General features: G+C 57.5%; 22 protein-coding genes. 12 read left to right on the top strand and 10 right to left on the bottom strand.

Annotated features, from left to right (window positions below; all coding sequences use genetic code 11):
* Positions 1–5 precede the first annotated feature (5 nt).
* Genes pyrE through HH1059_RS00800 form a run of 4 tightly spaced genes read left to right on the top strand, consistent with a single transcriptional unit; the run spans position 6 to position 5,259 of the window.
* Entirely contained in the window at positions 6–659 is a 654-nt protein-coding gene (pyrE, locus tag HH1059_RS00815; protein WP_096407211.1) for an orotate phosphoribosyltransferase, read from the top strand.
* Positions 649–1,755 (top strand): efflux RND transporter periplasmic adaptor subunit, encoded by a 1,107-nt coding sequence (locus HH1059_RS00810; protein WP_096407208.1) that lies wholly within the window; start codon positions 649–651, stop codon positions 1,753–1,755. The genes pyrE and HH1059_RS00810 overlap by 11 nt, the downstream gene beginning before the upstream one ends.
* Complete coding sequence (locus tag HH1059_RS00805) at positions 1,752–4,871, top strand: efflux RND transporter permease subunit (RefSeq protein WP_096407206.1); 3,120 nt, start codon at positions 1,752–1,754, stop codon at positions 4,869–4,871. The genes HH1059_RS00810 and HH1059_RS00805 overlap by 4 nt, the downstream gene beginning before the upstream one ends.
* Positions 4,849–5,259: a DUF192 domain-containing protein gene (locus tag HH1059_RS00800; RefSeq protein WP_231901972.1), complete on the top strand. Its 411-nt coding sequence runs from the start codon at positions 4,849–4,851 to the stop codon at positions 5,257–5,259. Before HH1059_RS00805 ends, HH1059_RS00800 begins: the two co-directional genes overlap by 23 nt.
* A 197-nt stretch (positions 5,260–5,456) precedes the next feature.
* On the opposite strand, the gene argB is transcribed toward HH1059_RS00800, so the two are convergent.
* The 5 genes from argB to HH1059_RS00775 are packed head-to-tail and all read right to left on the bottom strand — an operon-like array spanning position 5,457 to position 9,925.
* Positions 5,457–6,377 carry an acetylglutamate kinase gene (gene argB / locus HH1059_RS00795; protein WP_096407200.1) on the bottom strand — a complete coding sequence of 307 codons (921 nt, stop codon included), beginning with the start codon at positions 6,375–6,377 and terminating at the stop codon, positions 5,457–5,459.
* On the bottom strand, positions 6,374–7,771 hold the full coding sequence (locus tag HH1059_RS00790) for a phosphomannomutase/phosphoglucomutase (RefSeq protein ID WP_197710728.1): 1,398 nt from the start codon (positions 7,769–7,771) through the stop codon (positions 6,374–6,376). Before HH1059_RS00790 ends, argB begins: the two co-directional genes overlap by 4 nt.
* Before the next feature lie 8 nt (positions 7,772–7,779).
* Positions 7,780–8,241, bottom strand: a complete 462-nt coding sequence (gene dut / locus HH1059_RS00785) for a dUTP diphosphatase (protein ID WP_096407198.1) — start codon at positions 8,239–8,241, stop codon at positions 7,780–7,782.
* Between the two features lie 23 nt (positions 8,242–8,264).
* Positions 8,265–9,533 (bottom strand): bifunctional phosphopantothenoylcysteine decarboxylase/phosphopantothenate synthase, encoded by a 1,269-nt coding sequence (locus HH1059_RS00780; RefSeq protein WP_096407195.1) that lies wholly within the window; start codon positions 9,531–9,533, stop codon positions 8,265–8,267.
* A gap of 11 nt (positions 9,534–9,544) precedes the next feature.
* On the bottom strand, positions 9,545–9,925 hold the full coding sequence (locus tag HH1059_RS00775) for an MAPEG family protein (protein ID WP_096407193.1): 381 nt from the start codon (positions 9,923–9,925) through the stop codon (positions 9,545–9,547).
* A gap of 138 nt (positions 9,926–10,063) precedes the next feature.
* Between HH1059_RS00775 and radC the strand changes: the two genes are divergently transcribed.
* Positions 10,064–10,738, top strand: a complete 675-nt coding sequence (radC, locus tag HH1059_RS00770; protein WP_096407190.1) for a RadC family protein — start codon at positions 10,064–10,066, stop codon at positions 10,736–10,738.
* Between the two features lie 121 nt (positions 10,739–10,859).
* Here the strand turns inward: radC and coaD are convergent, their stop codons facing one another.
* Together coaD and rsmD are read right to left on the bottom strand one after the other, a co-directional pair.
* Positions 10,860–11,354, bottom strand: coding sequence for a pantetheine-phosphate adenylyltransferase (gene coaD, locus HH1059_RS00765; protein WP_096407187.1), 495 nt, complete (start codon positions 11,352–11,354; stop codon positions 10,860–10,862).
* Between the two features lie 15 nt (positions 11,355–11,369).
* Positions 11,370–11,939, bottom strand: coding sequence for a 16S rRNA (guanine(966)-N(2))-methyltransferase RsmD (rsmD, locus tag HH1059_RS00760; protein ID WP_096407185.1), 570 nt, complete (start codon positions 11,937–11,939; stop codon positions 11,370–11,372).
* A 274-nt stretch (positions 11,940–12,213) separates the two neighbouring features.
* On the opposite strand from rsmD, the gene ftsY reads away from it, so the two are divergent.
* The 4 genes from ftsY (at position 12,214) to rpoH (ending at position 15,969) form a co-directional block, all read left to right on the top strand.
* The gene (gene ftsY, locus HH1059_RS00755) at positions 12,214–13,161 is read left to right on the top strand and encodes a signal recognition particle-docking protein FtsY (RefSeq protein WP_096407182.1); all 948 of its coding nucleotides are present in this window, start codon (positions 12,214–12,216) and stop codon (positions 13,159–13,161) included.
* Positions 13,158–13,838: a cell division ATP-binding protein FtsE gene (ftsE, locus tag HH1059_RS00750; RefSeq protein WP_096407179.1), complete on the top strand. Its 681-nt coding sequence runs from the start codon at positions 13,158–13,160 to the stop codon at positions 13,836–13,838. Before ftsY ends, ftsE begins: the two co-directional genes overlap by 4 nt.
* A complete protein-coding gene (gene ftsX / locus HH1059_RS00745) occupies positions 13,838–14,911 on the top strand; it encodes a permease-like cell division protein FtsX (RefSeq protein WP_096407177.1) in 1,074 nt (357 codons plus the stop codon). The genes ftsE and ftsX overlap by 1 nt, the downstream gene beginning before the upstream one ends.
* A gap of 188 nt (positions 14,912–15,099) precedes the next feature.
* The gene (rpoH, locus tag HH1059_RS00740; RefSeq protein ID WP_096407174.1) at positions 15,100–15,969 is read left to right on the top strand and encodes an RNA polymerase sigma factor RpoH; all 870 of its coding nucleotides are present in this window, start codon (positions 15,100–15,102) and stop codon (positions 15,967–15,969) included.
* 105 nt (positions 15,970–16,074) lie between these two features.
* Here the strand turns inward: rpoH and mutM are convergent, their stop codons facing one another.
* Genes mutM through rpmB form a run of 3 tightly spaced genes read right to left on the bottom strand, consistent with a single transcriptional unit; the run spans position 16,075 to position 17,337 of the window.
* Positions 16,075–16,893 carry a bifunctional DNA-formamidopyrimidine glycosylase/DNA-(apurinic or apyrimidinic site) lyase gene (gene mutM / locus HH1059_RS00735; RefSeq protein WP_096410271.1) on the bottom strand — a complete coding sequence of 273 codons (819 nt, stop codon included), beginning with the start codon at positions 16,891–16,893 and terminating at the stop codon, positions 16,075–16,077.
* A 37-nt stretch (positions 16,894–16,930) separates the two neighbouring features.
* Entirely contained in the window at positions 16,931–17,101 is a 171-nt protein-coding gene (gene rpmG, locus HH1059_RS00730) for a 50S ribosomal protein L33 (protein ID WP_096407171.1), read from the bottom strand.
* Positions 17,101–17,337, bottom strand: a complete 237-nt coding sequence (rpmB, locus tag HH1059_RS00725) for a 50S ribosomal protein L28 (protein WP_096407169.1) — start codon at positions 17,335–17,337, stop codon at positions 17,101–17,103. The genes rpmG and rpmB overlap by 1 nt, the downstream gene beginning before the upstream one ends.
* Positions 17,338–17,546: 209 nt before the next feature.
* Between rpmB and HH1059_RS00720 the strand changes: the two genes are divergently transcribed.
* From HH1059_RS00720 to HH1059_RS00710, 3 genes are all read left to right on the top strand, one after another.
* A complete protein-coding gene (locus tag HH1059_RS00720) occupies positions 17,547–18,224 on the top strand; it encodes a protein-L-isoaspartate O-methyltransferase family protein (protein ID WP_096407166.1) in 678 nt (225 codons plus the stop codon).
* Positions 18,225–18,250: 26 nt separating this feature from the next.
* Positions 18,251–19,210 carry an LpxL/LpxP family Kdo(2)-lipid IV(A) lauroyl/palmitoleoyl acyltransferase gene (gene lpxL, locus HH1059_RS00715; RefSeq protein WP_096407164.1) on the top strand — a complete coding sequence of 320 codons (960 nt, stop codon included), beginning with the start codon at positions 18,251–18,253 and terminating at the stop codon, positions 19,208–19,210.
* A 95-nt stretch (positions 19,211–19,305) separates the two neighbouring features.
* Positions 19,306–20,463 carry a 3-deoxy-D-manno-octulosonic acid transferase gene (locus HH1059_RS00710; protein ID WP_162549263.1) on the top strand — a complete coding sequence of 386 codons (1,158 nt, stop codon included), beginning with the start codon at positions 19,306–19,308 and terminating at the stop codon, positions 20,461–20,463.
* The last annotated feature ends 75 nt before the right edge of the window (positions 20,464–20,538 follow it).

Genomic DNA, 20,538 nt, shown 5'->3' with positions numbered 1-20,538 from the left:
TTCACATGTACAAGTACCAGGAAGACTTCATCAGCTTCTCGCTGGAGGTAGGAGCACTGCGATTCGGTGAGTTCACCCTCAAGTCCGGACGCCTCAGCCCCTACTTCTTCAATACCGGCATCTTCAGCAGTGGCGCTTCCCTTAATCGGCTCGGTCGCTGCTATGCTGAATCCCTTCAGCGCGCAGCGGTTAACTATGATCTAGTCTATGGCCCCGCCTACAAGGGCATTCCCCTAGCTGCCGCCCTGGCTATGGCCGCAGCTAATCTAAGCGGCTCAGATAAGCAGTACGCCTTTGATCGCAAAGAGCTCAAGGACCATGGCGAAGGGGGGCGGATAGTTGGTGCGCCGATCGCGAATCGGCGGGTAGTAGTAGTTGACGATGTCATCTCCTCAGGCAGCTCGATACTCGAAGCGGCGCAGACAATCAGACAGGAGGGTGGCGAGGTAGTAGCCGCGGCAATCGCCCTAGATCGCATGGAGCGCGGCGAGTCCGAGCACTCAGCAGTCGCTGAAGTTGAGCAGGCGATATCTGCCCCAGTAGTGCCTGTAATAACCCTCGACAATCTCATCGAGTACCTGGTTCAAAACCAAGGTGACCAAGAAACTCTCGAGGCTATCCGTGCTTATCGGCAAAAACATGGCACCAATGCACAGTAAATGGCCGCCGCTACGGCGCCTGCTTCTCATTCTGCTCTTGGCTACCAGCCTGGGTGCTTGTGATGTAGGTGTGGAGGAGCCTCACCAACAGCTACCCCGACCGGTCAAAACCATAACCTTGGAGGCCCCTGATCAACTCGCTGAACGTCGCTTTACTGGGCGCACCAGGGCGACTGATCGGGCATGGCTTGCCTTCCGGGTCGGTGGCGAGATAGATAAACTGGAAGTAGACACAGGCGATAGAGTCACCGAGGGGGATCTGCTCGCCCGACTTGATCAGCGTGACTTTCGCAATGAAGTCGACGAGCTAGAGGCGACACTGCTAGCTGCTCAGGCACGGCTGGCGCACGCCCGCGCCGAACACAGCCGAGCGGCCGATCTCGTCGAAGAACAGGCCATATCGCGCTCGGAGTACGATCAAGCGCAGCGCCAAAGGCAGGAAGCAGAAGCAGATATCGCCTCCCTGCGGGCCCGCCTATCCCATGCGCGCAACCGCCTTGAATATACCGAGTTGCGCGCCCCATTTGACGGCGCGGTAGCAGAGCGGCGCTTTGAAAAGCATGAACCGGTGCAGCCGCAAGAGCCGGTATTCTTCCTCGAAAATCTGCAGCACATAGAGATAGAGGTAGGAATTCCCGAAGAGTTTATGCTCTATCGCGAGCGCATAGAAGAGATAACCGTGCGCATCCCGGCGCTGGGTAAGGAGACCAGTTATCCCGCCAGGCTAGAGAGCGTTGGCGTCGACATCCTGCCTGAGCGCCAAACCTATCCAGTTCGAGTCGTTGTTGAAGAGCACGATGAGCGGCTGCTCCCCGGCATGACCGCCGAGGTCATATTCCACGCCGATATGGGTCCTGGTGATGGATTCCGGCTACCTCTCGCCGCGGTTTTCGAGCATAACGGTGAACCTTCCGTTTGGTTGCGTGATGCCGAGCAGGGTAGTGTATCGCGGCAAAGCATTGAGGCGATCGGCTTTGACCGTGATCGGGTGGTGGTGGGCGCCGGCCTAGAGGCTGGCGATGAGGTTGTAGTTGCTGGCGTAGATCATCTGCGTGAGGGCCAAAAGACCCGCCGGTTAGGTGAGGAGGAACGGTGAGCATAGGCGCCTGGGCTATTGGCCGAGCTCGCCTGATCCTGTTTAGCGTAGTTTTGCTCGCCCTCTCAGGCGTGTGGGCATATGGCGAGCTCGGTAAGCTAGAAGACCCTGACTTCACCATCCATACCGCCTTAGTTCACGTCGAGTATCCGGGGGCGCGGGCCGAGCGCGTTGAGGCCGAAGTAACCGAAGTCCTCGAGCGCCATATCCAACAGCTCGGCGAGCTAGAGGAGATAGAATCGGTTAGCCGTGACGGTAATGCCATAATCTATGTCCACGTCCAAGAACGGTACACTGGACAGCGCCTGCGCCAGATCTGGGATGAGCTGAATAAAAAGGTTCAGCGTGCTGCCGCAGAACTACCCGATAGCACTCGCGGCCCGTTTGTCGACGACGATTACGGTGACGTCTTCGGCCTACTCTACGCCGTTACCGGCGACGGTTTTACCCAGCGCGAGATCGACGACTACGCCGATGAGCTGCGCCGTGAGCTGCTGCGCGTCCCAGGGGTAGCACGCAGCGAGCTATTTGGGCGCCAGGGCGAGCGAATCTTCGTCGAAATCAGCCGCGAACGGATAGCCGCCCTGGGTCTGCACCCCGGTCAAATCGTGCAAGCCCTGCAGCGTCAGAATGTGGTCGCCCCGGGGGGTGCCATCGATCTTGATGATAACCGTGTTGGGCTTTTCGTCTCCGGGGTCTTTGACACCGTCGAAGACGTCCAAAGCGTCTCAGTGCGCAATCCTGAGACCGATGAGCGCATCTATCTGCGCGATATTGCCAACGTCCATCGTGGTTATGCCGACCCACCCGAACGCATCTTGCGCCATGATGGTGAGCCGGGCATAGCCCTGGGCATTGTGCCAGACCCCGGCACCAATGTCGCCGAGCTGGGCAAAAGGATTGAGGAACGGCTCGAGCAGCTCACAGCCGAAAGGCCTGTGGGCATGGAGATCCATACAGTCAATGACCAGCCGCGTGATGTCGAGGCGGCTGTTAACGAGTTCAGCACCAATCTGGCAACAGCAGTTGCCATCGTCGTGGCTGTCCTGCTCGTCGCCCTAGGCTGGCGCACTGGAGTTATAGTCGGCAGCGGAGTCCCCCTTACTATCATCAGCACCTTCCTGGTGATGTACTTCATCGGCATCGATCTTCACCGTGTCTCACTCGGTGCCTTGATCATCGTTCTCGGCATGCTCGTTGATAACGCCATAGTAGTTGCCGAGCTGATGATGACCCGCATCCAGCGCGGAGTAGATCGGGCTCGAGCTGCCCGTGAGGCAGTCAGCGAGACTGCCGGGCCGTTGCTGATCGGCACCCTGATCGCGGCCCTGGCCTTTTCGCCAATCAGCATGACACCAACCGCAGTCGGCGAGTTCACCCGCTCGCTGTTCTGGGTGGTCGCCATTGCTCTAGCCTTAAGCTGGTTGCTCGCCATTACCCTGACCACAGTACTCGCTTACCGTTATTTGCCTGAGCCCCAAAGTGGGCAGGGCGAAGACCCCCACGCTACTATCTATCACCGCACCTATAGACGGCTCCTGGAGACGATGCTCCGCCACCGCTTGAAGACAGTGGTAGCGACGCTGCTAGTGCTGGTTTGCTCCGCTGCGGCGTTTACGTTGGTCCCGCGTATCTTTTTCCCCCCCGCTGACCGCGATCAGCTGCTTATCGATCATTGGCGCAGCGAAGGCACCCGCATTGAATCGGTGGCTGATGACACCCGTCGAATTGAGCAGTTTCTGGCCCAACACCCCAAAGTTGTTTCTGCGACGAGTTTCATTGGCGAGGGAACACCACGCTTCTACCTGCCCATGATCCCGGAACTGCCCAACCCTGCGTACGCACAGATCCTTGTGCAGACCAAACCGGACAGCGATCTAGAAGCCATTATCGCGGATATCGATAACTGGCTCAGCGGTCGATTTCCAGACGCCCAGCCACGGGTTAGACCAATGCAGTTGGGCGACCCGGTGCGCTATCCACTGGAGCTGAGGGTTTCCGGATTGGGCGACCACCAGCAACTGCGCAACGTTGCTGACGAGCTACGCGACTGGATTGATGCCGACACCGATACAGTTCGCGCTCGCCATAATTGGCGTCAAAAGGCTATCTCTCTGGACGTTGAGGTAGATCAGGAGCGCGCTCGCGCTGCCGGGCTTTCAACTGCTGAAATAGCTGAAACCCTGGAGATGGCTTATGCCGATGGTCCTATCGGGGTTCTAATTGATGGTGATCGCCGCCTACCCATCCATTGGCGCCTCCCGGAGACAGAAAGGGGCGACATCTCGCGCCTGGAAACGCTAAACATCTGGCCACAGAACGGTGAGGGCTCAGTCCCATTGCGCCAAGTAGCAGAGCTGCAAGCTAGTTGGGAGGAGCGTTCGATATGGCGCCAAGACCGCGTACCAACCATAACTATCCAAGCAGATCTGCGCCCGGGTGCTACCTCGGAGGGGGTGGTTGCTCGGCTGGACAGTGAGCTCGGCGAACATGATTTGCCCCCGGGGATAGAGCTCGAATGGGGCGGTGAGCACGAAGCATCCTGGGAGGCTAGAACCAGTGTGTTGGCTCAGGTCCCGCTAGTGCTCGCAGCTATAGCCCTGCTGCTGGTCGCGCAGTTTAATAGCCTGCGCGATGCTAGCATTGTCGCCTTGACCGTGCCGCTAGCGCTGGTCGGTGTGGTTGTCGGTCTGTTGGCATTCCAGCAGCCATTCGGTTTTATTGCCCTTCTGGGGGCAATGAGCCTAGCTGGTATGTTGATCCGTAACGCCGTAGTGCTGATTGATCAAATCCGCTTACTGCGCAGCGAGCAGTACACTGCCTGGCAAGCTGTGGTAGAGGCGTGTGTGAGCCGCTTGCGCCCGGTGCTTCTAACCGCAGCCACAACCATTCTGGGCATGCTGCCACTGGCGCTATCAGGACCCTTCTGGGCACCGATGGCGATCGCGGTCATGACCGGTCTGGCCTTCGGCACAGTGCTGATCTTGGGGGTTGCGCCCGCGCTATACGTCCTTTTCCACGGTATCTATGAAGATGATTCGCCGCAGCAAAATACTGCTGATGGCACTGCTGACGGTTCCACTGCTAGCCGGGATGGGTCTACATCCCCAGCGTGATTCGCTCGAACAGATGCCCCAGGGGCAACTGCTCATTGATGGCCAACAAGCGGGAGCGCGCATTGCCAAAACCCCGGAGCATATGGCCCAGGGCTTTCAAGGGGCATCTAGCGAGCAGCTCGCCACCGAGAAGATATACTTCTACTGGGGCGATTCATCGCGGCCTTCATTCCATATGCGCAACGTCAGCGAGCCGTTGGCAATCGCCTGGATAGATGCGGCTAATGTGGTAGTCGCGGTGGATATCATGGAACCGCAGGAGAGTGGGTATAAACCACCAAAACCAGTTGTCGCCGCCCTAGAGATGGCGCCAGAGCGTACCCGAAGCTGGGGCATTAGACCCGGATCGGTCATTGAGAAGGAAAGTAATCAGCGCGACCAGCGGTAGTAAAGTATCCGGGATCAGGAACGCCGCCCTTCCCGAATCGCCGGGAGACAACTGACCGCCCCGATGTGGAGGTCTTGGCGCCAGGGATGGCGCCATGAAGCCTCCAGGGATGGATTCACGGCGTCCTCCACACCGGGGCGGTCAGTTGTCTCCCGGCGATTCGGGAAGGGCGCCCTCAGCTCCGGAATCCGGGACCTTTAAGCCCCTACACTCTCGGCATAACCTGCGCCTTTGATCAGGGTGCCTACCCCTTGATCGGTGAACAGCTCCAGTAAAACGGCATGCGGTACCCGGCCATCGATGATGTGCGCGGCCCGCACGCCGCTACTGACCGATTCAAGGGCACAGCGTATTTTCGGCAACATCCCGCCGGCGATAGTGCCATCGCTGATCAAATCGTTTACCACTGCAGGGCTTAGACCGGTTAACAGATCGCCGCGATCATTGAGTACCCCGGGAGTATTGGTAAGCAGCAGTAATTTCTCGGCACCTAACACTTCGGCCATCTTGCCGGCCACCAAATCGGCATTGATATTGTATGAGGTGCCTTGTTCATCGACGCCAATCGGCGCAACTACTGGTATATGTTCACCTGACTCAAGCAGCTCAACCACCTCCGGGTTAATCCCGGCGACCTCGCCAACATGGCCGATGTCGATAATCTCCGGAACCTGGTTCTCTGGGCCCGGTTGCTGCACCTCAAGCTTGCGGGCGCGAATCAGCCCGCCATCTTTGCCAGTCAAGCCGACGGCGCGTCCGCCATGAGCGTTGATCAGGTTGACTATCTCTTTGTTAACCAAGCCACCAAGGACCATCTCGACTATATCCATAGTCTCTGAGTCGGTTACCCTCATCCCCTGGATGAACTCGGTCTCTTTGCCGACTCGATCGAGTAGCTCACCTATTTGCGGGCCTCCCCCGTGCACCACCACTACCCGGAAGCCGACTAGGCGCATGAGGACTATATCCCGGGCAAAGGCGACCTTCAGCTCATCGTCGATCATGGCGTTGCCGCCGAACTTGACGACTATGGTCTTGCCGCGAAAGCGCCGTATATACGGCAGTGCTTCTACCAGGACCCGGGCAGTCAGTTCAGGAGAAGTGGCCGACTCGCTCATGCCGGGATCTCCAGGCCTGGCTTAACACTAGCGAGCAACTCCTCGAAGGCGCCACGAATGCGGGCTAAACCTTGATCATCATTGGCCTCAAAGCGAACCACCAAAACAGGAGTTGTATTGGAAGCGCGAATCAAACCCCAGCCATCCGGCCACTCAACCCGGATGCCGTCGATGGTATGGATAGTCGCCTCAGGAAAGCGGCGCTCACCTTCGCTAATCAAGGCCTCCATGAGCTGCTGCTGCTCCCCCTCCTCTACCTTGACCTTCAGCTCCGGGGTGGATACGCCCTCCGGCAACTCGGCGAAGATCTCGGCACTCGACCGGCCATCAGCCGCTACTATCTCAATCAAGCGCGCACCGGTATAGATACCATCATCGAAGCCGTACCAGCGCTCGACGAAAAAGGTATGGCCGCTCATCTCACCCGCTAACGGCGCGCCGCTAGCACGCAGTGTCGCCTTAATCAGCGAGTGGCCAGTGCGCGACATCTGTGGCTGTCCTCCAGCCGCCTCAATAACCCGCGCCAAATGCATACTGCACTTGACGTCAAAGACCACCGCCTCGCCTGGTCGGCGGCTGAGCACATCCTGGGCGTAGAGCATCAGCTGACGATCCGGCCAAATGATCTTACCCTGCGAGTCAATGACCCCAAGCCTATCGCCGTCGCCGTCAAAGGCTAGGCCCAGATCTGCACCACTGCTCTTAACCCGCTCGATCAGGGTATGCAGGTTCTCCGGCTCAGCCGGATCTGGATGGTGGTTGGGGAAGTCGCCGTCAACATCGCAGTAGAGCTCTTCAACGCTGCAGCCGAGCTCTCTGAACAGACGTGGTGCAATAGCCCCGGCCACGCCGTTACCGGCATCAAGTATTAGGTGGAGAGGGCGCTGTGGTCGAATATCGGCACAGATACGCCGGATATAGAGATCGACCAAATCGGTGCGCTGTTCAACCTTGCCACTGCCGGTGTGGAGACGGCCGTCACGGATCCGCTCATAAAGGTCAGTGATAGCCTTGCCGGATAGGGTGTCACCGGCAATCATCACCTTCATGCCATTGTAATCGGGGGGATTGTGGCTACCGGTAACGGCGATCCCCGAGCCGGTCTGCAGCTCGTGGGTGGCAAAATACATGATCGGGGTTGGGGCCTGGCCGATGTCAACCACATCGCAGCCAGAGTCGTTCATCCCCGAGGCTATCGCAGCCGCCAATTCGGGGCTTGAATGGCGGCCGTCGCGGCCGACCACTAATTGCTCTACCCCACGATCGCGGGCCTCGCTTGCGACTGCACGACCGACCCAGTAGGCAACTTCAGCGCTCAGAGTTTTACCGACAACACCGCGGATATCATAGGCCCTAAAAATAGAGGCGGGAACTTCAGCTGCACTCACTTGCATCTCCCCTTTCAAGACTTGCCACTATGGCCAAACCCTCCAGTGCCACGCTCAGTGGTCACAGAGAATTCATCGACATATTTTAACTCGACCTGCTCAACCGGTTGAAACAACAACTGTGCAATCCTGTCTCCGGGATTTACCGTGTAAGGACGGTCGCCATCATTGATGAGGATTACTCCAATCTCGCCGTGGTAATCCGAATCAATAACCCCTATCCCCTGCCCGACCCGCACACCGTGCTTAAGCGAAAGCCCAGACCTGGAGGCGACAATGGCAACCAGCCCCGGATCATTGATATTAACCGCGATGCCGCTTGGAAATAATTCCCGCTGACCCGGTTCAAGAGTCACCGGTTCTTGGTTACAGGCACGCAGATCCAGGGCTGCTGAACCACTAGTGGCGTACGCAGGTAACGGCATCTCTACGCCTAAACGGTCATTTACTATGCGTGTCTCAATCTTTTTGGCCATTAGCTCACTCGGGTGCCTAACTGTTAGGGCAATCCCATCCGTTCCACAATCACTTTAATTAAGGCTAGGGCAAGCTCATGTTTAGGCTGCTGCGGCAAGGATTTACCGCCACCGTCCCAGAGTAGCTCCAGGCTATTCTCGTCGACATCGAAGGCTTGCCCATCCCCAACCTGATTTGCGGCGATCATATCCAAATTCTTGGCTAGTAGCTTACCGCGCGCATGTGATTGAACATCGTGGGTTTCAGCGGCAAACCCTACCACAAAAGGGCGCGGACTGCGCGAGGCCACATCACGGAGTATATCCGGGGTCGGCACTAGTGCCAGGTCAATCCCCTGGGCTCCCTTTTTGATCTTCTCATGCGCCTCATCAATAGGCCGATAGTCGCAGACAGCGGCGCATCCTATGAAAATATCTGCCTCATCTATACGGGCCATGACCGCAGAGTACATGTCGCTGGCTCTCTCAACGTCATGACGCTCGACACCGGCAGGCGTCGGCAAGGCGCACGGGCCAGCTATCAAAATCACCCGCGCCCCGGCACTGTGAGCTGCCTGGGCTATAGCGAAGCCCATGCGCCCAGAACTGCGGTTGGTCAGATACCGGACTGGATCGAGAGGTTCTCTAGTCGGCCCAGCGGTCACCATAACCGCTTTGCCAGCCAACGGCAGGTAATCAAACGCCCCATCCGTAGTATCATCCTGTGAGGCAGGAGCAGATGGTGGCGCAGCACCAGCCTGTTTACCCGATGAGAGTAGCGCTGCGGCAATCTCCCTGGCCTCACACATGCGCCCCATGCCGCTCTCACCGCAGGCCTGATCGCCGCTAACCGGACCGATAAAGGTGACCCCGCGACGTTGCAAGATAGCTATATTATCGCGGGTTGCTGGCGCCTCCCACATAGCGTTATTCATGGCCGGAGCGACAGCAATCGGGCAACGAGTAGCAAGACAGAGTGCAGCGGGTAGATCATCGGCGCGACCTTGGGCAAGGCGCGCCAGGAAATCGGCCGTAGCCGGAGCTACCAAAACCTGTTCGGCCCAGCGCGCCAGCTCAATATGGCCCATACCCGCTTCAGCCTCAGCGTCAAGCAACTCGGTATGGACCCGGTTGCCGGATAAAGCCTGCAAAGTCAGCGGGGTGATAAAATGTTGCGCCCCGCTCGTCATTGCCACCCTAACGTCACAACCCCTACCGCGCAGTTCGCGCACCAGTTCAGCTGACTTATACGCTGCTATGCCGCCCGAGACTATCAGCAGCACCCGGTAAAGGCTCTTCTGCTCTCGATCCATGTCGTCGTTCGTCAGGCCTGAGCTGCTAGCAAGAACAAGCCAATGATACAGAAGAACGCCCCGGCCCACGCTGCGCTGCGCCACGCCGACAGGTCAGCTATGTAGAAGAGGCCATATACAATGCGCAAAACCACAAAGAGCACCGCAAGGACATCTACCCACTCCTGTTGCGCACCAACCTGGTGTGCAACCAGCACTGCCGCAGCAAATGGCGGAAATGCTTCGTAGCCATTTTGCTGTGCCCAGTGCGAGCGTTGCGGCCACCCCTCTAGGCGCTCTAGGTTCTCACGCGGGCGAGTGTTATCAAACTTGCCAGCACCAATTTTAGCTGCTGCCGCAAAGCCTATGGGAATGAAGATGGCAAGCAGTACCATCGTGTGGGCGAGGGTCATGATCAGATCTCCTAGTAGAAGGCCGGTGCACTTCGTTTATTGGACTATCACAGCAGGCAATTGTACATCGACATGGTATAATCGCCCGCACGACAGTTAAAGGTATCTTTACACCCAACTGCCAAGGAGGGCAGAACTATGTCGATACGCCTTTGGCCCGCTGAGGAGAGGCCACGCGAGCGGCTCATCCAAAATGGCCCCGCTTCATTATCCGATGCCGAATTGCTGGCGATATTTCTGCGCACCGGTCGTAAGGGCCTCTCTGCGGTCGATTTAGCCCGCGAGTTGCTGAGCTCTTTTGATGGCCTGCGCGGCCTGCTCGAAGCTGATCGGGACTCTTTTGCCGCCCGGCCGGGGCTTGGCGATGCCAAGTTTGCCCAGCTTCAAGCGGTCCTGGAAATGGGCCGACGCCACCTGTGGGAGTCCCTATCCCGCGGCCCGGCCCTGACCAGCCCGCTCCAGACCCGTGACTATCTAGCCGCCCGCCTGCGCCACGAACCTCACGAGGTTTTCGCCTGCATCTTCCTCGACAACCGCCACCGAGTGATCCGGTTTGAAGAGCTTTTTCGCGGCACCATTGATGGGGCAGCGGTCTATCCGCGTGAAGTGGTAAAAAAGGCGCTGGCGCACAACGCTGCGGCAGTGATAATCGCCCACAATCATCCATCTGGGGTAACCGAGCCGAGCAAATCCGATGAGAACCTAACCAAAAGGCTGCAAGAGTCGCTCAATCTAGTCGATATCCGCTTGCTGGATCACTTAGTTATCGGCGATGGGGAACCGGTATCGCTTGCTGAGAGGGGGGTGGTTTAAGGTTTTAGTCGGTCCGCGCTGGCATCGGAGAAGGCCTCATTGGTATGACTCAAATGGCAGTCGCGGACTTCCCCCGCAAGTTTGCGGTTCCGAGCTCGGGGCTGACCCCCCGGTGGATTGTTTATGGCACCCGCTGGACACGGCGTTTTAACGCTTCCGCAACGTTGGGGTGGACAAAGCGGGTTACGTCACCGCCTAGGGCAGCAACCTCGCGCACCAAACTGGAAGATATGAATGAGTACTGCTCCGAGGGGGTCAGAAATACGGTCTCCACATCAGCACGTAGCTGGCGGTTCATGCTGGCGAGTTGAAATTCGTATTCGAAGTCTGAAACCGCACGCAGACCGCGCACTATCACTTGGGCCCGGTGACGCTCGACAAAATCAACCAGCAAGGTAGAGAAGGCTTCGATATGGACATTATCGGCGCCGTTCAATGCTGAGCGGGCTAATTCAAGCCGCTCATCAAGACTAAAAGCAGGCGTTTTTGAGGGGCTCGGGTTTGCTGCCACCCCGACTATAAGCCGGTCGAAGAGGCGGGCTCCGCGCTGAATCAAATCACTATGCCCGTGTGTGATCGGATCAAATGTCCCCGGATAGACGGCGATCACGCCCATTTTTAAACTCCTCGCTCAATAATCTTTGCGCAGCAGACGCACAGCACTGCCCCCACAACGTCCCGAGCGGCACTCCCGCCACTCTAAGGGGAGCTGAGGCAGCTCTTCATTCAGGCCGGTCTCCAGATATATGTAGGCGGAGCTGCTCAGCCACCCACCTCGTTCCAAAAGGTCAATACAGTTACCAATCAATGCACTACCATAGGGGGGATCGACGAAAACGATGTCAAATCTAGTGGCAGTGTTGCAACGCAGAAACACTAGCGCATCTGCATGCTCAATGGAAGCGTTCGCCCCCAGATGGGCAACTTGTTCACGCAATAAAGCCACAGCGCTGCTGTTTTTCTCTACCAGAGTCGCACTAGCCGCCCCCCGGGATAGAGCCTCAAGGCCGAGGGCACCGCTGCCGGCGAACAGATCTAGGCAGCGGGCACCCGCAAGCTGCGGGGCCAACCAATTAAACAGGGTTTCGCGGGCACGGTCAGTGCTTGGGCGCAACCCCGGCACATCAATCACCCGCAAGCGGTGCCGGCGCCATCGCCCACCGACGATGCGAACCTTGCCACTACTCGAAGTTTTTTTCATTTGCCAGCTATCACCACTTCATAGAGCCAATAGAGCCATTTTAGACCCCTAAGAACTCCACCTTGAGGCCCTCAACTGCTTCGGTGTGGAGGTCTTGGCGCCAGGGATGGCGCCATGAAGCCTCCAGGGGTGGATTGACGGCGTCCTCCACACCGAAGCAGTTGAGGGCCTCAAGTAAGTTTTGCCATCCCTGACAGGCGCGTAATGTTAAAATATTTCAGTAGAGAAATCGTCAACCTGCTAATCACTTGAACTGTCAGGACTGTATTGCCGTATGAGCGATGACAAGAAAAGCGGAGAACGTCGCGGCCTAATGGGCCGCTTGCGTAATGGCCTCAAGCGCACTCGCAGCGGCCTAACCGAGGGGTTGGCTAATGTCTTTGTCGGCCGTAAGCGCCTCGACGATGAGATGCTGGAGGAACTGGAGACGCGACTCCTATCGGCCGACATGGGGATTGAAGCTGCCCAAACCGTTCTTGATGGCCTAATCGAAAAGCTAGGTCGTTCTGAGCTGCGGGATGGTAGCGTTGTACTCGAAGCCCTGCAAGATGAGATCGCTAAGGTTTTAAAACCGGTCGAACAGCCGCTCCAGATTGACCTAAGTCGGCAACCATTCGTCATCCTAACCGTAGGTGTAAATGGTGCCGGAAAGACCACGACCATCGGCAAACTTGCTTCCCGCTACCAGCAACAAGGTTACTCGGTGATGATCGCCGCCGGCGACACCTTCCGCGCAGCGGCCGTTGAACAGCTCAAAGAGTGGGGTGAACAGATCAATTGCCCGGTGGTGGCGCAAGCAACTGGAGCCGACTCGGCATCGGTAGTCTACGATGCCTATGAGGCGGCGCGCGCTCGCGGCGTCGACATTCTAATCGCCGACACTGCCGGTCGTTTGCATACCCAGGGCAACCTTATGGAGGAGCTGCGCAAGATTCGCCGCGTACTTTCCCGCCAGGACTCAAGCTCGCCGCACGAGACCCTGCTAGTGCTTGACGGCGGTAATGGCCAAAATGCCCTCGCCCAGGCTGAAAAATTCGGTGAGGCGGTCAATGTCAGCGGCCTCGCTGTGACTAAGCTGGACGGCACGGCTCGAGGCGGGGTCTTGCTGGCACTAGCCCAACGCCTCCAAGTACCGGTACGCTACGTTGGAGTCGGCGAAGGTGTCGACGACTTGCGCACATTCAACGCCAAGGAGTTTGCCACGGCACTAGCCTCGGAATGATCCACTTTGATCGGGTTAGCAAGCGTTACCGCGCCGGTGCAGACGGCCTGCGCGGAGTTACGCTCAACATTGATGAAGGCGAGATGGTCTTTGTCACCGGCCACTCTGGCGCTGGCAAAAGCACCTTATTACGCCTGATTCCCCGGCTTGAACGCCCCAGTGGTGGGCGCCTGGTGGTGGCTGGGGTAGACGTCAATGCCTTAGCGCGGCGCAAAGTGCCTCTGTTGCGCCAGCGCATCGGGGTGACCTTTCAGGACCACCGCCTGCTCGCTGACCGCAACGTCTTCGAAAACGTTGCCCTGCCGTTGGTCATAGCCGGTATTCCAGTGCGTGAGCGCAGCCGCCGGGTGCAAGCCGCACTCGATAAGGTGGGGCTTTTGAACAAACTGTCGGCCCTGCCGCAAACCCTCTCCGGTGGCGAACAACAACGGGTAGGTATTGCCCGGGCGGTTGTCAACCGCCCCCCAGTACTTTTAGCTGATGAACCGACTGGCAATCTGGACCCCGGGCTTTCAGCTGAAATCATGAAGCTATTCGCCGGCTTCAAAGAGTTGGGCACTACCGTGCTGATAGCGACTCACGACCTAAATCTCGTCGACTCTCTTGGCTATCGAACCATCTCTCTAAGCAACGGCGAGTTGGCTGATGATCGCCCGGCAAACCGGGGGGAACTCTAATGGCACGACGCACTGAGCGAGGAGCAACCCCGCGCCAACGCCGTCCAGCTAAAAAGGTAACGCAACGGCGCAGCAACGCACCATCCAAACCCGAAAAAACCCGGCTGAAGCGGCCTAAGCGCAGTGATGCGCCTCGTTCGGGGAGACCACCACCGCTACCAATACTCTACCTTCTCCAGCATTTGCAAGCAGCGCGCGCAGCGTTAGTGCGCCTGGGTTACTCGCCTTTGCACAGCCTGATCACCGCCGCAGTGATCGGGATAGCCATAGCTCTACCTACTGCTTTCTGGCTTGCGCTTGACAACTTCCAACGAGCTACCGGTGGCTGGGAAGATGGCGCGCCGCAGATATCACTCTTCCTGGACAGGGGGACCCAAGATAGCCAACTCCACGATATAGCCGGGCAGATCGACAGTGACGCTAGAGTTGCCGGCGTGGAAACCATAACTCCCGAGCAGGCCCTGGCAGAGTTTCGGGCTGAAACCGAGCTTGAGGCAGCACTTGAGCTACTCGAAGAAAACCCACTGCCCCCGGTGCTGATCGTCACGGCATCAACCGATCTTGACCCGCAAGAGGTTGGTGAACTGGCTAATGAGCTAGCTCAAAACACCCACATTGAGCGTATGCGCCTAGATCAAGACTGGGTGAACAGGCTCCACGCCTTAATGAGCCTTACCGAGAGAGCCCTGGGGGCACTAGCTATTATGCTCGCTATAGCGGTCATCCTGGTCATAGGCAACACTATAAAACTAACCATCGAGAGTCGCCGCGAAGAGATAGAAATCACCAAGCTTATCGGTGGTAGCAATGGCTTCGTGCGCCGCCCGTTCCTCTATGAGGGATTTTGGTGCGGTTTCTTCGGCGGCGCTGTAGCTTTGCTACTGACTGAAGCGGCGCGGTTAAGCCTCAAGGAGCCGGTGCAGCGGGTAGCTGATGCCTACACCGGCGATATAGCGCTGCAAGGTGTTGGCCTTACCGATACTCTGGTACTCCTGTTCGGCGGCGGCCTGTTGGGGCTGCTTGGGGCCTGGCTCGCGGTTGGCCGTCACCTTAAGATCATAGAGCCCCGCTGATGGGCTGGGTAAGCACTTCGTTTATAAATTAAGCGCAGCTTTGTGATAAAATGCATAAGTAAAGCTGACCAAGAAGGTAGCAGATTTTGCGCTTAACCCCCTTGAAAAGCCTTCGCTGAACCCCAACATGGGGTGTGACGAAAGGACACATGTCGTTAGCTTATGGGTTAGCGACGGAGGAGGAGCATATGAGCACGGCACTGATAAAACTCAATACCGCCAAGCTACCGACGCCAACCAGCAGCGAAGAGGCCTACATACAGGCTGTTAACCAAATACCGGTGCTGGATGCTGAAGAGGAACTTGATTTGGCCAAGCGCTATCATGATCAGGGCGACGTAGACGCTGCCCGCCAGCTGGTCATGTCGCACCTGCGCTTTGTCGTCCATATTGCCCGGGGTTATCGCGGTTATGGTCTGGCTCTAGGCGACCTCATACAAGAGGGCAACATCGGCCTGATGAAGGCAGTAAAACGCTTTGATCCTGATGTCGGAGTACGTCTGGTATCGTTCGCGGTGCACTGGATCAGGGCTGAGATACATGAGTTTATCCTGCGCAACTGGCGCATCGTTAAAGTCGCTACCACCAAGGCCCAACGCAAGTTATTCTTCAACCTGAGGAGCGCAAAAAAGAACCTGGGCTGGCTGACTAATGATGAGGTTGAGGCGGTTGCCAAAGATCTAGGCGTCAAGCCTGAAACCGTGCTGGAAATGGAGTCGCGGCTATCTGGCCAGGACATCGGCTTCGACCCGCTAGTAAACGATGAAGACGAAGATGGCAGGATACACTCTCCGGCCGCCTTCCTTGAGGACAGGCGCTTCGATCCGGCGGAGTTAGCTGAAAGCGATGACTGGGAACAGCACCAGGACGGTACCCTCTACACAGCACTGGAAAAATTGGATGATCGCAGTCAGCAGATCCTGCGGGGGCGCTGGCTTGAGGAAGAGCGGCAAACGCTGCAGGAGCTTGCAGAACGTTACGGCGTATCAGCGGAGCGGATTCGCCAACTTGAAAACAATGCTATCAAGAAGCTGCGTAGCGCGGTTGCCAGTGCATAGCGCATGGCAACGCGGGTCAATTAAACGAGCGCAAATAACGAAGCAGAGTGCTTGCTGTAACCCGCGGTGTTAATCGCGGTGTTAGCATTGTTAGTCATCTTGCTATCAGCGCTGGCAACATGCGCAAAACCAAGTACTGCGTTGAGCCAGGCGGACGTGTCTGAGCTCTCCGCCACAAGATGGGCAGCTGCCGCCGCCATATACCGCCAGTTGCTGCACAAAGTAGCCTAGTTTGCCGTTGCTATCGGTGTAATCGCGCAGTGTCGTCCCACCTGCTGCAAGCGCATCCTCCAACACCTCACGCACCGCCGCTGCCAGCTTAGCGTAGCGCTTCTCGGCGACCTTGCCGGCTGCTCGATCAGGCCTGATCCCTGCCCTGTAGAGGGCCTCATTGGCGTATATATTACCCACTCCCACCACTACGCTGGCATCCATCAGGAATGCCTTGATAGCTATACGCCTTCCCCGGGCCCGCCTATACAAGTAGGCACCATCAAAGCCTGATTCAAATGGCTCAGGACCAAGGCGGGCGAGCAGCTTATGCTCCAAAGGATCACCGGTCCCGGATATAACACAGCCGAAGCGGCGGGGATCATTAAGACGGAGGCGCGTAGGTTGCTCACGATCTACAACCAACTCGACGTGATCATGGCGGTCGCGCTCGACAAGACTATCTACCAGCCTAATCTTGCCGGACATGCCCAGATGGACTAACAGCCAGCTACCGTTATCAAGATCGAGTATCAGATACTTGCTGCGCCGCCGCAGCGCGATTACGCTGCGCCCCCGAAGCAGGGAGGGCAGGTTGGCAGGTATCGGATAGCGCAGGCGTGGCTGGTATACCTCGCAGCCGACAATCCGCTTACCTTGCAGATACGGCTCCAGCGCACGCCTAGTTGTCTCGACCTCGGGGAGTTCAGGCAATTTGCCAACCACTCCCCTTCAGTCGCATGCGCTAGGGTTACTTGAGTTTGCTCTCACGGTAGGTTACATGCTGGCGCACTACCGGATCGTACTTTTTCATTTCCAGTTTGTGCGGGGTGTTGCGCTTGTTTTTATCAGTAGTGTAGAAGTGCCCGGTTCCCGCACTTGAGACTAGCTTAATCTTCTCACGTCCACTCTTTCCGGCCATTAGACCCTCTCCCCACGGGCACGCATCTCGGCGAGCACCGTGTCTATGCCACGCTTGTCGATGATCCGCATGCCTTGGGTAGATACCCGCAGACGCACCCAGCGCTGTTCGCTCTCCACCCAAAAACGATGGTGGTGCAGATTCGGTAGAAACCGCCGCCGCGTCTTGTTATTGGCATGGGAGACATTATTCCCGGTGCCTGGACGCTTGCCTGTTATTTGGCAGACCTTGGACATGGTTATGCTCCTCGATACCTTAATCTCCGGCACCTCGCCGGGAAAAACGACAATTTATATCAACATACGCGCTCAAGCGCAAGAGGTGCTTCTACAAAGTAGCGACCAGATTGGCTTAGAATGCGCGTGATAATAGACTAAGATACGCTCGACGGAAGTGCCGAGACATAACTCCAATAAAGAAAAATTACCCAGGAGGAAGCGCAACGATGGGTCACTCAACGGCGACGGAAACAGCCCAGTACAACATGGTCTACCGCCAGGTCAGGCCGTGGCAGGTCCTTGATCAGCGTGTCACCGATCTTCTTGCAACTATCCCGCGTGCGGACTTCGTCCCCGCCGCCAAGCGCGCGTTAGCTTTTAGCGACACCCAGCTACCCATTGGCAACGGCGAGGTTATGATGGAACCCCGGGTTGAGGCCCGCATGCTCCAAGCCCTCAACCCCCAGCCGGGCGAGCGTGCCTTAGAGGTAGGCACTGGTAGCGGCTTCATCACCGCCTGCCTTGCCGAGATGTGCGATCAAGTAACCAGCGTCGAGATTGACCCGCAACTGCGTGAGCAAGCCCTGGAGAACCTCGCCACAGTGCGCTCAAATCGGCGGGTTGACGTTCTCGAGGGGGACGCAGCCAAGGGTTGGCGGGATGGTCAGCGCTATAATGTAATCGCGGTCACCGGATCGCTGCCCGAACTTCACCGCGGTTTCCACGGCTCTTTGGTTATAGGTGGACGACTTTTCGTTATAGTAGGCACTGATCCGGTAATGGAGGCGCTATTGATAACTCGCACCGGCAACAACTCATGGGATTGCCAAAGTCTTTTTGACACCCGGTTGCCAGCACTGCGAGGCGCGCCGGCACCGACTCCTGACCCCTATCAGATGCCCTGAACACCACCAACTTTAGCCAAAATCTGATGACAAGCACCAAACGAAAGCGGCGTGGCGGACAGTCTACGCCTACTGACGATAGGCTGTTACGGCTGCGCTTCTGCCATCCGCGCTTTTGGGTAACATGGCTCCAGTTCGGCCTGCTGCGAATTGCTGCAAGCTTGTCACTCCAAACCCGCGAAATGGTAGGCGCTAAGCTCGGGGCAATAGGCTGGCACCTAGCACCGGAGCCACGCCGGATAGTGCTGCGCAACCTTGAGATTTGTTTCCCTGAGCTAGATGAGCACCAGCGCCAGGAGATGGCTCAGCAAAACTTCCGCAACATGGGCATCGGCCTGACCGACATAGGCGCCGCATGGTGGCTTAGCGATGAGCATATTGCCGAGCTTTTCGATGTTGAGGGGCTCGAGCACCTGCGCGCAGCACAGGCGAGCGGCAAAGGCATCCTACTTCTTTCCTGCCACATGATGGGGCTGGAGATAAGCGGCGCCAAATTGCGTCAGCTAACCAACTTCAAAGTCCTCTACCGTGAAGACCGCAACCCGTTAACCGCTACAATAATCCGCCGTGCCCGGCGCAGAAAGGTCGATAACGTCATCTCTAACCATGACATGCGCGGCATGATGCGCGCCCTTAAATCCGGCGATGTGATCTGGTACGCTCCGGATCAGAACATAAGTCCACGGCGTGGCGGGATATTCGCACCGTTTTTTGGGATCTCTGCGGCAACCACCCCGGCCAGTGCTCGCCTTGCTGAGCGCACCGGCTGCATAGTATTGCCTTACTACCCAAAGCGGCTCCCGGATGGACGTTATCGGCTGATATTTGAGCCGCCACTTGAAGATTTTCCCGGTGGCGATCTGCACGAAGCCACCGCGCGCATCAACCGAACCATTGAAAGGTGGGTTCGCGAACAGCCCGAACAATACTTCTGGGCCCATAAGCGCTTTAAGAGCCGCCCCGACGGAGAACCTAAAGTCTACTAATGCTGCGCACTATCTATACATTCCTACTCTACGCCGCCTCTCCAATTATTTTTATCTGGTTGTTGAGCTGCGCACATCGGAACGGGGGCAAACGCATGCTCAGCGAGCGGCTCGGCCGCTACTCTGCGGCCGGTCAATTGCCGCACAAAACGCGACCAATCTGGCTACACTGCGCCTCGGTCGGTGAGGTGCGCACTGCTGCGCCACTTATCAGCACCATCCAAAAGCGCCGTCCGGATATTCCCCTGCTGATCACTACCGCTACCGCTACGGGAGCTGAAACGGCTCGTACCAAACTGCCGGAGGGGGTTCTCCACGCCTATCAACCGATCGATTGGCCGGGGGCAATACGCCGCTTTTTGCGCGTCTACCAGCCCCGCATGGCGGTTGTGTTGGAAACCGAGATCTGGCCCAACCTTTTTTTTACCACCAAGCGCTTTGGCATTCCCCTATTACTCGCCAATGCTCGCCTATCCTCTCGCTCCATGGATGTACCAGCAATGGTTCAGCGCTTGCAAAGCGCAACCCTGGCGCGAGTAGACGTTGTACTTGCCCGCAGCACAGAAGAGGCCAAACGCTTCAGTAAACTTGGCGTCGATCCTGCCCACATCCGGGCCTTGGGCAGTTTGAAGCTTGCCCACTCAGATGACTCTGCTATAGAGCCATTCCCTCTCGGCAGAAAGGCAATCCTTGCCGCCTCCACCCACGACGATGAGGAACAGCGGATAGCCTCGGCTTGGGCAGCAGCTGCACGTGAGGAACAGCTTGTCCCAAGGTTGCTAATTGTAGCTCCCCGCCACCCCGAGCGCGGTCCAAGAATACGCGACACCCTGCACAGATCCGGCTTCCGGGTTGCTTTGCGCTCAGCTGACGAGAACTGGCAAGACGCAGACATCTATATAGCCGACACCATCGGCGAGCTCGAATCGTTCATGGCCGCATCAGAGGTGGTGATAATCGGTGGCTCACTGGTTGATCGCGGCGGCCAGAACCTTGTTGAGCCGGCGCGCCTGGGACTGCCGATTCTCTTTGGGCCGCACATGTACAACTTTGCCGAAGAGTCGGACAGACTTCGTGCCACCGGCGGGGCGCAACGCTTTATCAATGAGACCGACCTGCAGCAGGCAATCATAGAACTCTTTCGCGACGAGCAGGGACGCAAACAACTCGGCACAAACGCTGCCGCCACGGTCAGTGCGGCACAGGATATCGCCTCACTCTACGCTGATGCAGTACTCGAGCATGTGCGCTAGGGAGCCTGCTATGGGAACCTCTAAAAACCACCCCGGCGCCATTATCTGCCCCGGTGTGGAGGACGCCGTGGATCC

It is taken from the genome of Halorhodospira halochloris (genome assembly GCF_002356555.2).
Classification (GTDB): Bacteria; Pseudomonadota; Gammaproteobacteria; order Nitrococcales; family Halorhodospiraceae; genus Halorhodospira; species Halorhodospira halochloris.
This window is presented reverse-complemented; position numbering and strand designations above follow the sequence as displayed.

Bases quoted from the DNA above. Each gene is read 5' to 3' on its own strand.
- pyrE (WP_096407211.1), top strand. From the start codon at position 6: ATGTACAAGTACCAGGAAGACTTCATCAGCTTCTCGCTGGAGGTAGGA.
- HH1059_RS00810 (WP_096407208.1), top strand. From the start codon at position 649: ATGCACAGTAAATGGCCGCCGCTACGGCGCCTGCTTCTCATTCTGCTC.
- HH1059_RS00800 (WP_231901972.1), top strand. From the start codon at position 4,849: ATGGGTCTACATCCCCAGCGTGATTCGCTCGAACAGATGCCCCAGGGG.
- argB (WP_096407200.1), bottom strand. From the start codon at position 6,377: ATGAGCGAGTCGGCCACTTCTCCTGAACTGACTGCCCGGGTCCTGGTA.
- HH1059_RS00790 (WP_197710728.1), bottom strand. From the start codon at position 7,771: ATGCAAGTGAGTGCAGCTGAAGTTCCCGCCTCTATTTTTAGGGCCTAT.
- dut (WP_096407198.1), bottom strand. From the start codon at position 8,241: ATGGCCAAAAAGATTGAGACACGCATAGTAAATGACCGTTTAGGCGTA.
- HH1059_RS00780 (WP_096407195.1), bottom strand. From the start codon at position 9,533: ATGGATCGAGAGCAGAAGAGCCTTTACCGGGTGCTGCTGATAGTCTCG.
- HH1059_RS00775 (WP_096407193.1), bottom strand. From the start codon at position 9,925: ATGACCCTCGCCCACACGATGGTACTGCTTGCCATCTTCATTCCCATA.
- radC (WP_096407190.1), top strand. From the start codon at position 10,064: ATGTCGATACGCCTTTGGCCCGCTGAGGAGAGGCCACGCGAGCGGCTC.
- coaD (WP_096407187.1), bottom strand. From the start codon at position 11,354: ATGGGCGTGATCGCCGTCTATCCGGGGACATTTGATCCGATCACACAC.
- rsmD (WP_096407185.1), bottom strand. From the start codon at position 11,939: ATGAAAAAAACTTCGAGTAGTGGCAAGGTTCGCATCGTCGGTGGGCGA.
- ftsY (WP_096407182.1), top strand. From the start codon at position 12,214: ATGAGCGATGACAAGAAAAGCGGAGAACGTCGCGGCCTAATGGGCCGC.
- ftsE (WP_096407179.1), top strand. From the start codon at position 13,158: ATGATCCACTTTGATCGGGTTAGCAAGCGTTACCGCGCCGGTGCAGAC.
- ftsX (WP_096407177.1), top strand. From the start codon at position 13,838: ATGGCACGACGCACTGAGCGAGGAGCAACCCCGCGCCAACGCCGTCCA.
- rpoH (WP_096407174.1), top strand. From the start codon at position 15,100: ATGAGCACGGCACTGATAAAACTCAATACCGCCAAGCTACCGACGCCA.
- rpmG (WP_096407171.1), bottom strand. From the start codon at position 17,101: ATGGCCGGAAAGAGTGGACGTGAGAAGATTAAGCTAGTCTCAAGTGCG.
- rpmB (WP_096407169.1), bottom strand. From the start codon at position 17,337: ATGTCCAAGGTCTGCCAAATAACAGGCAAGCGTCCAGGCACCGGGAAT.
- HH1059_RS00720 (WP_096407166.1), top strand. From the start codon at position 17,547: ATGGGTCACTCAACGGCGACGGAAACAGCCCAGTACAACATGGTCTAC.
- lpxL (WP_096407164.1), top strand. From the start codon at position 18,251: ATGACAAGCACCAAACGAAAGCGGCGTGGCGGACAGTCTACGCCTACT.
- HH1059_RS00710 (WP_162549263.1), top strand. From the start codon at position 19,306: ATGCTCAGCGAGCGGCTCGGCCGCTACTCTGCGGCCGGTCAATTGCCG.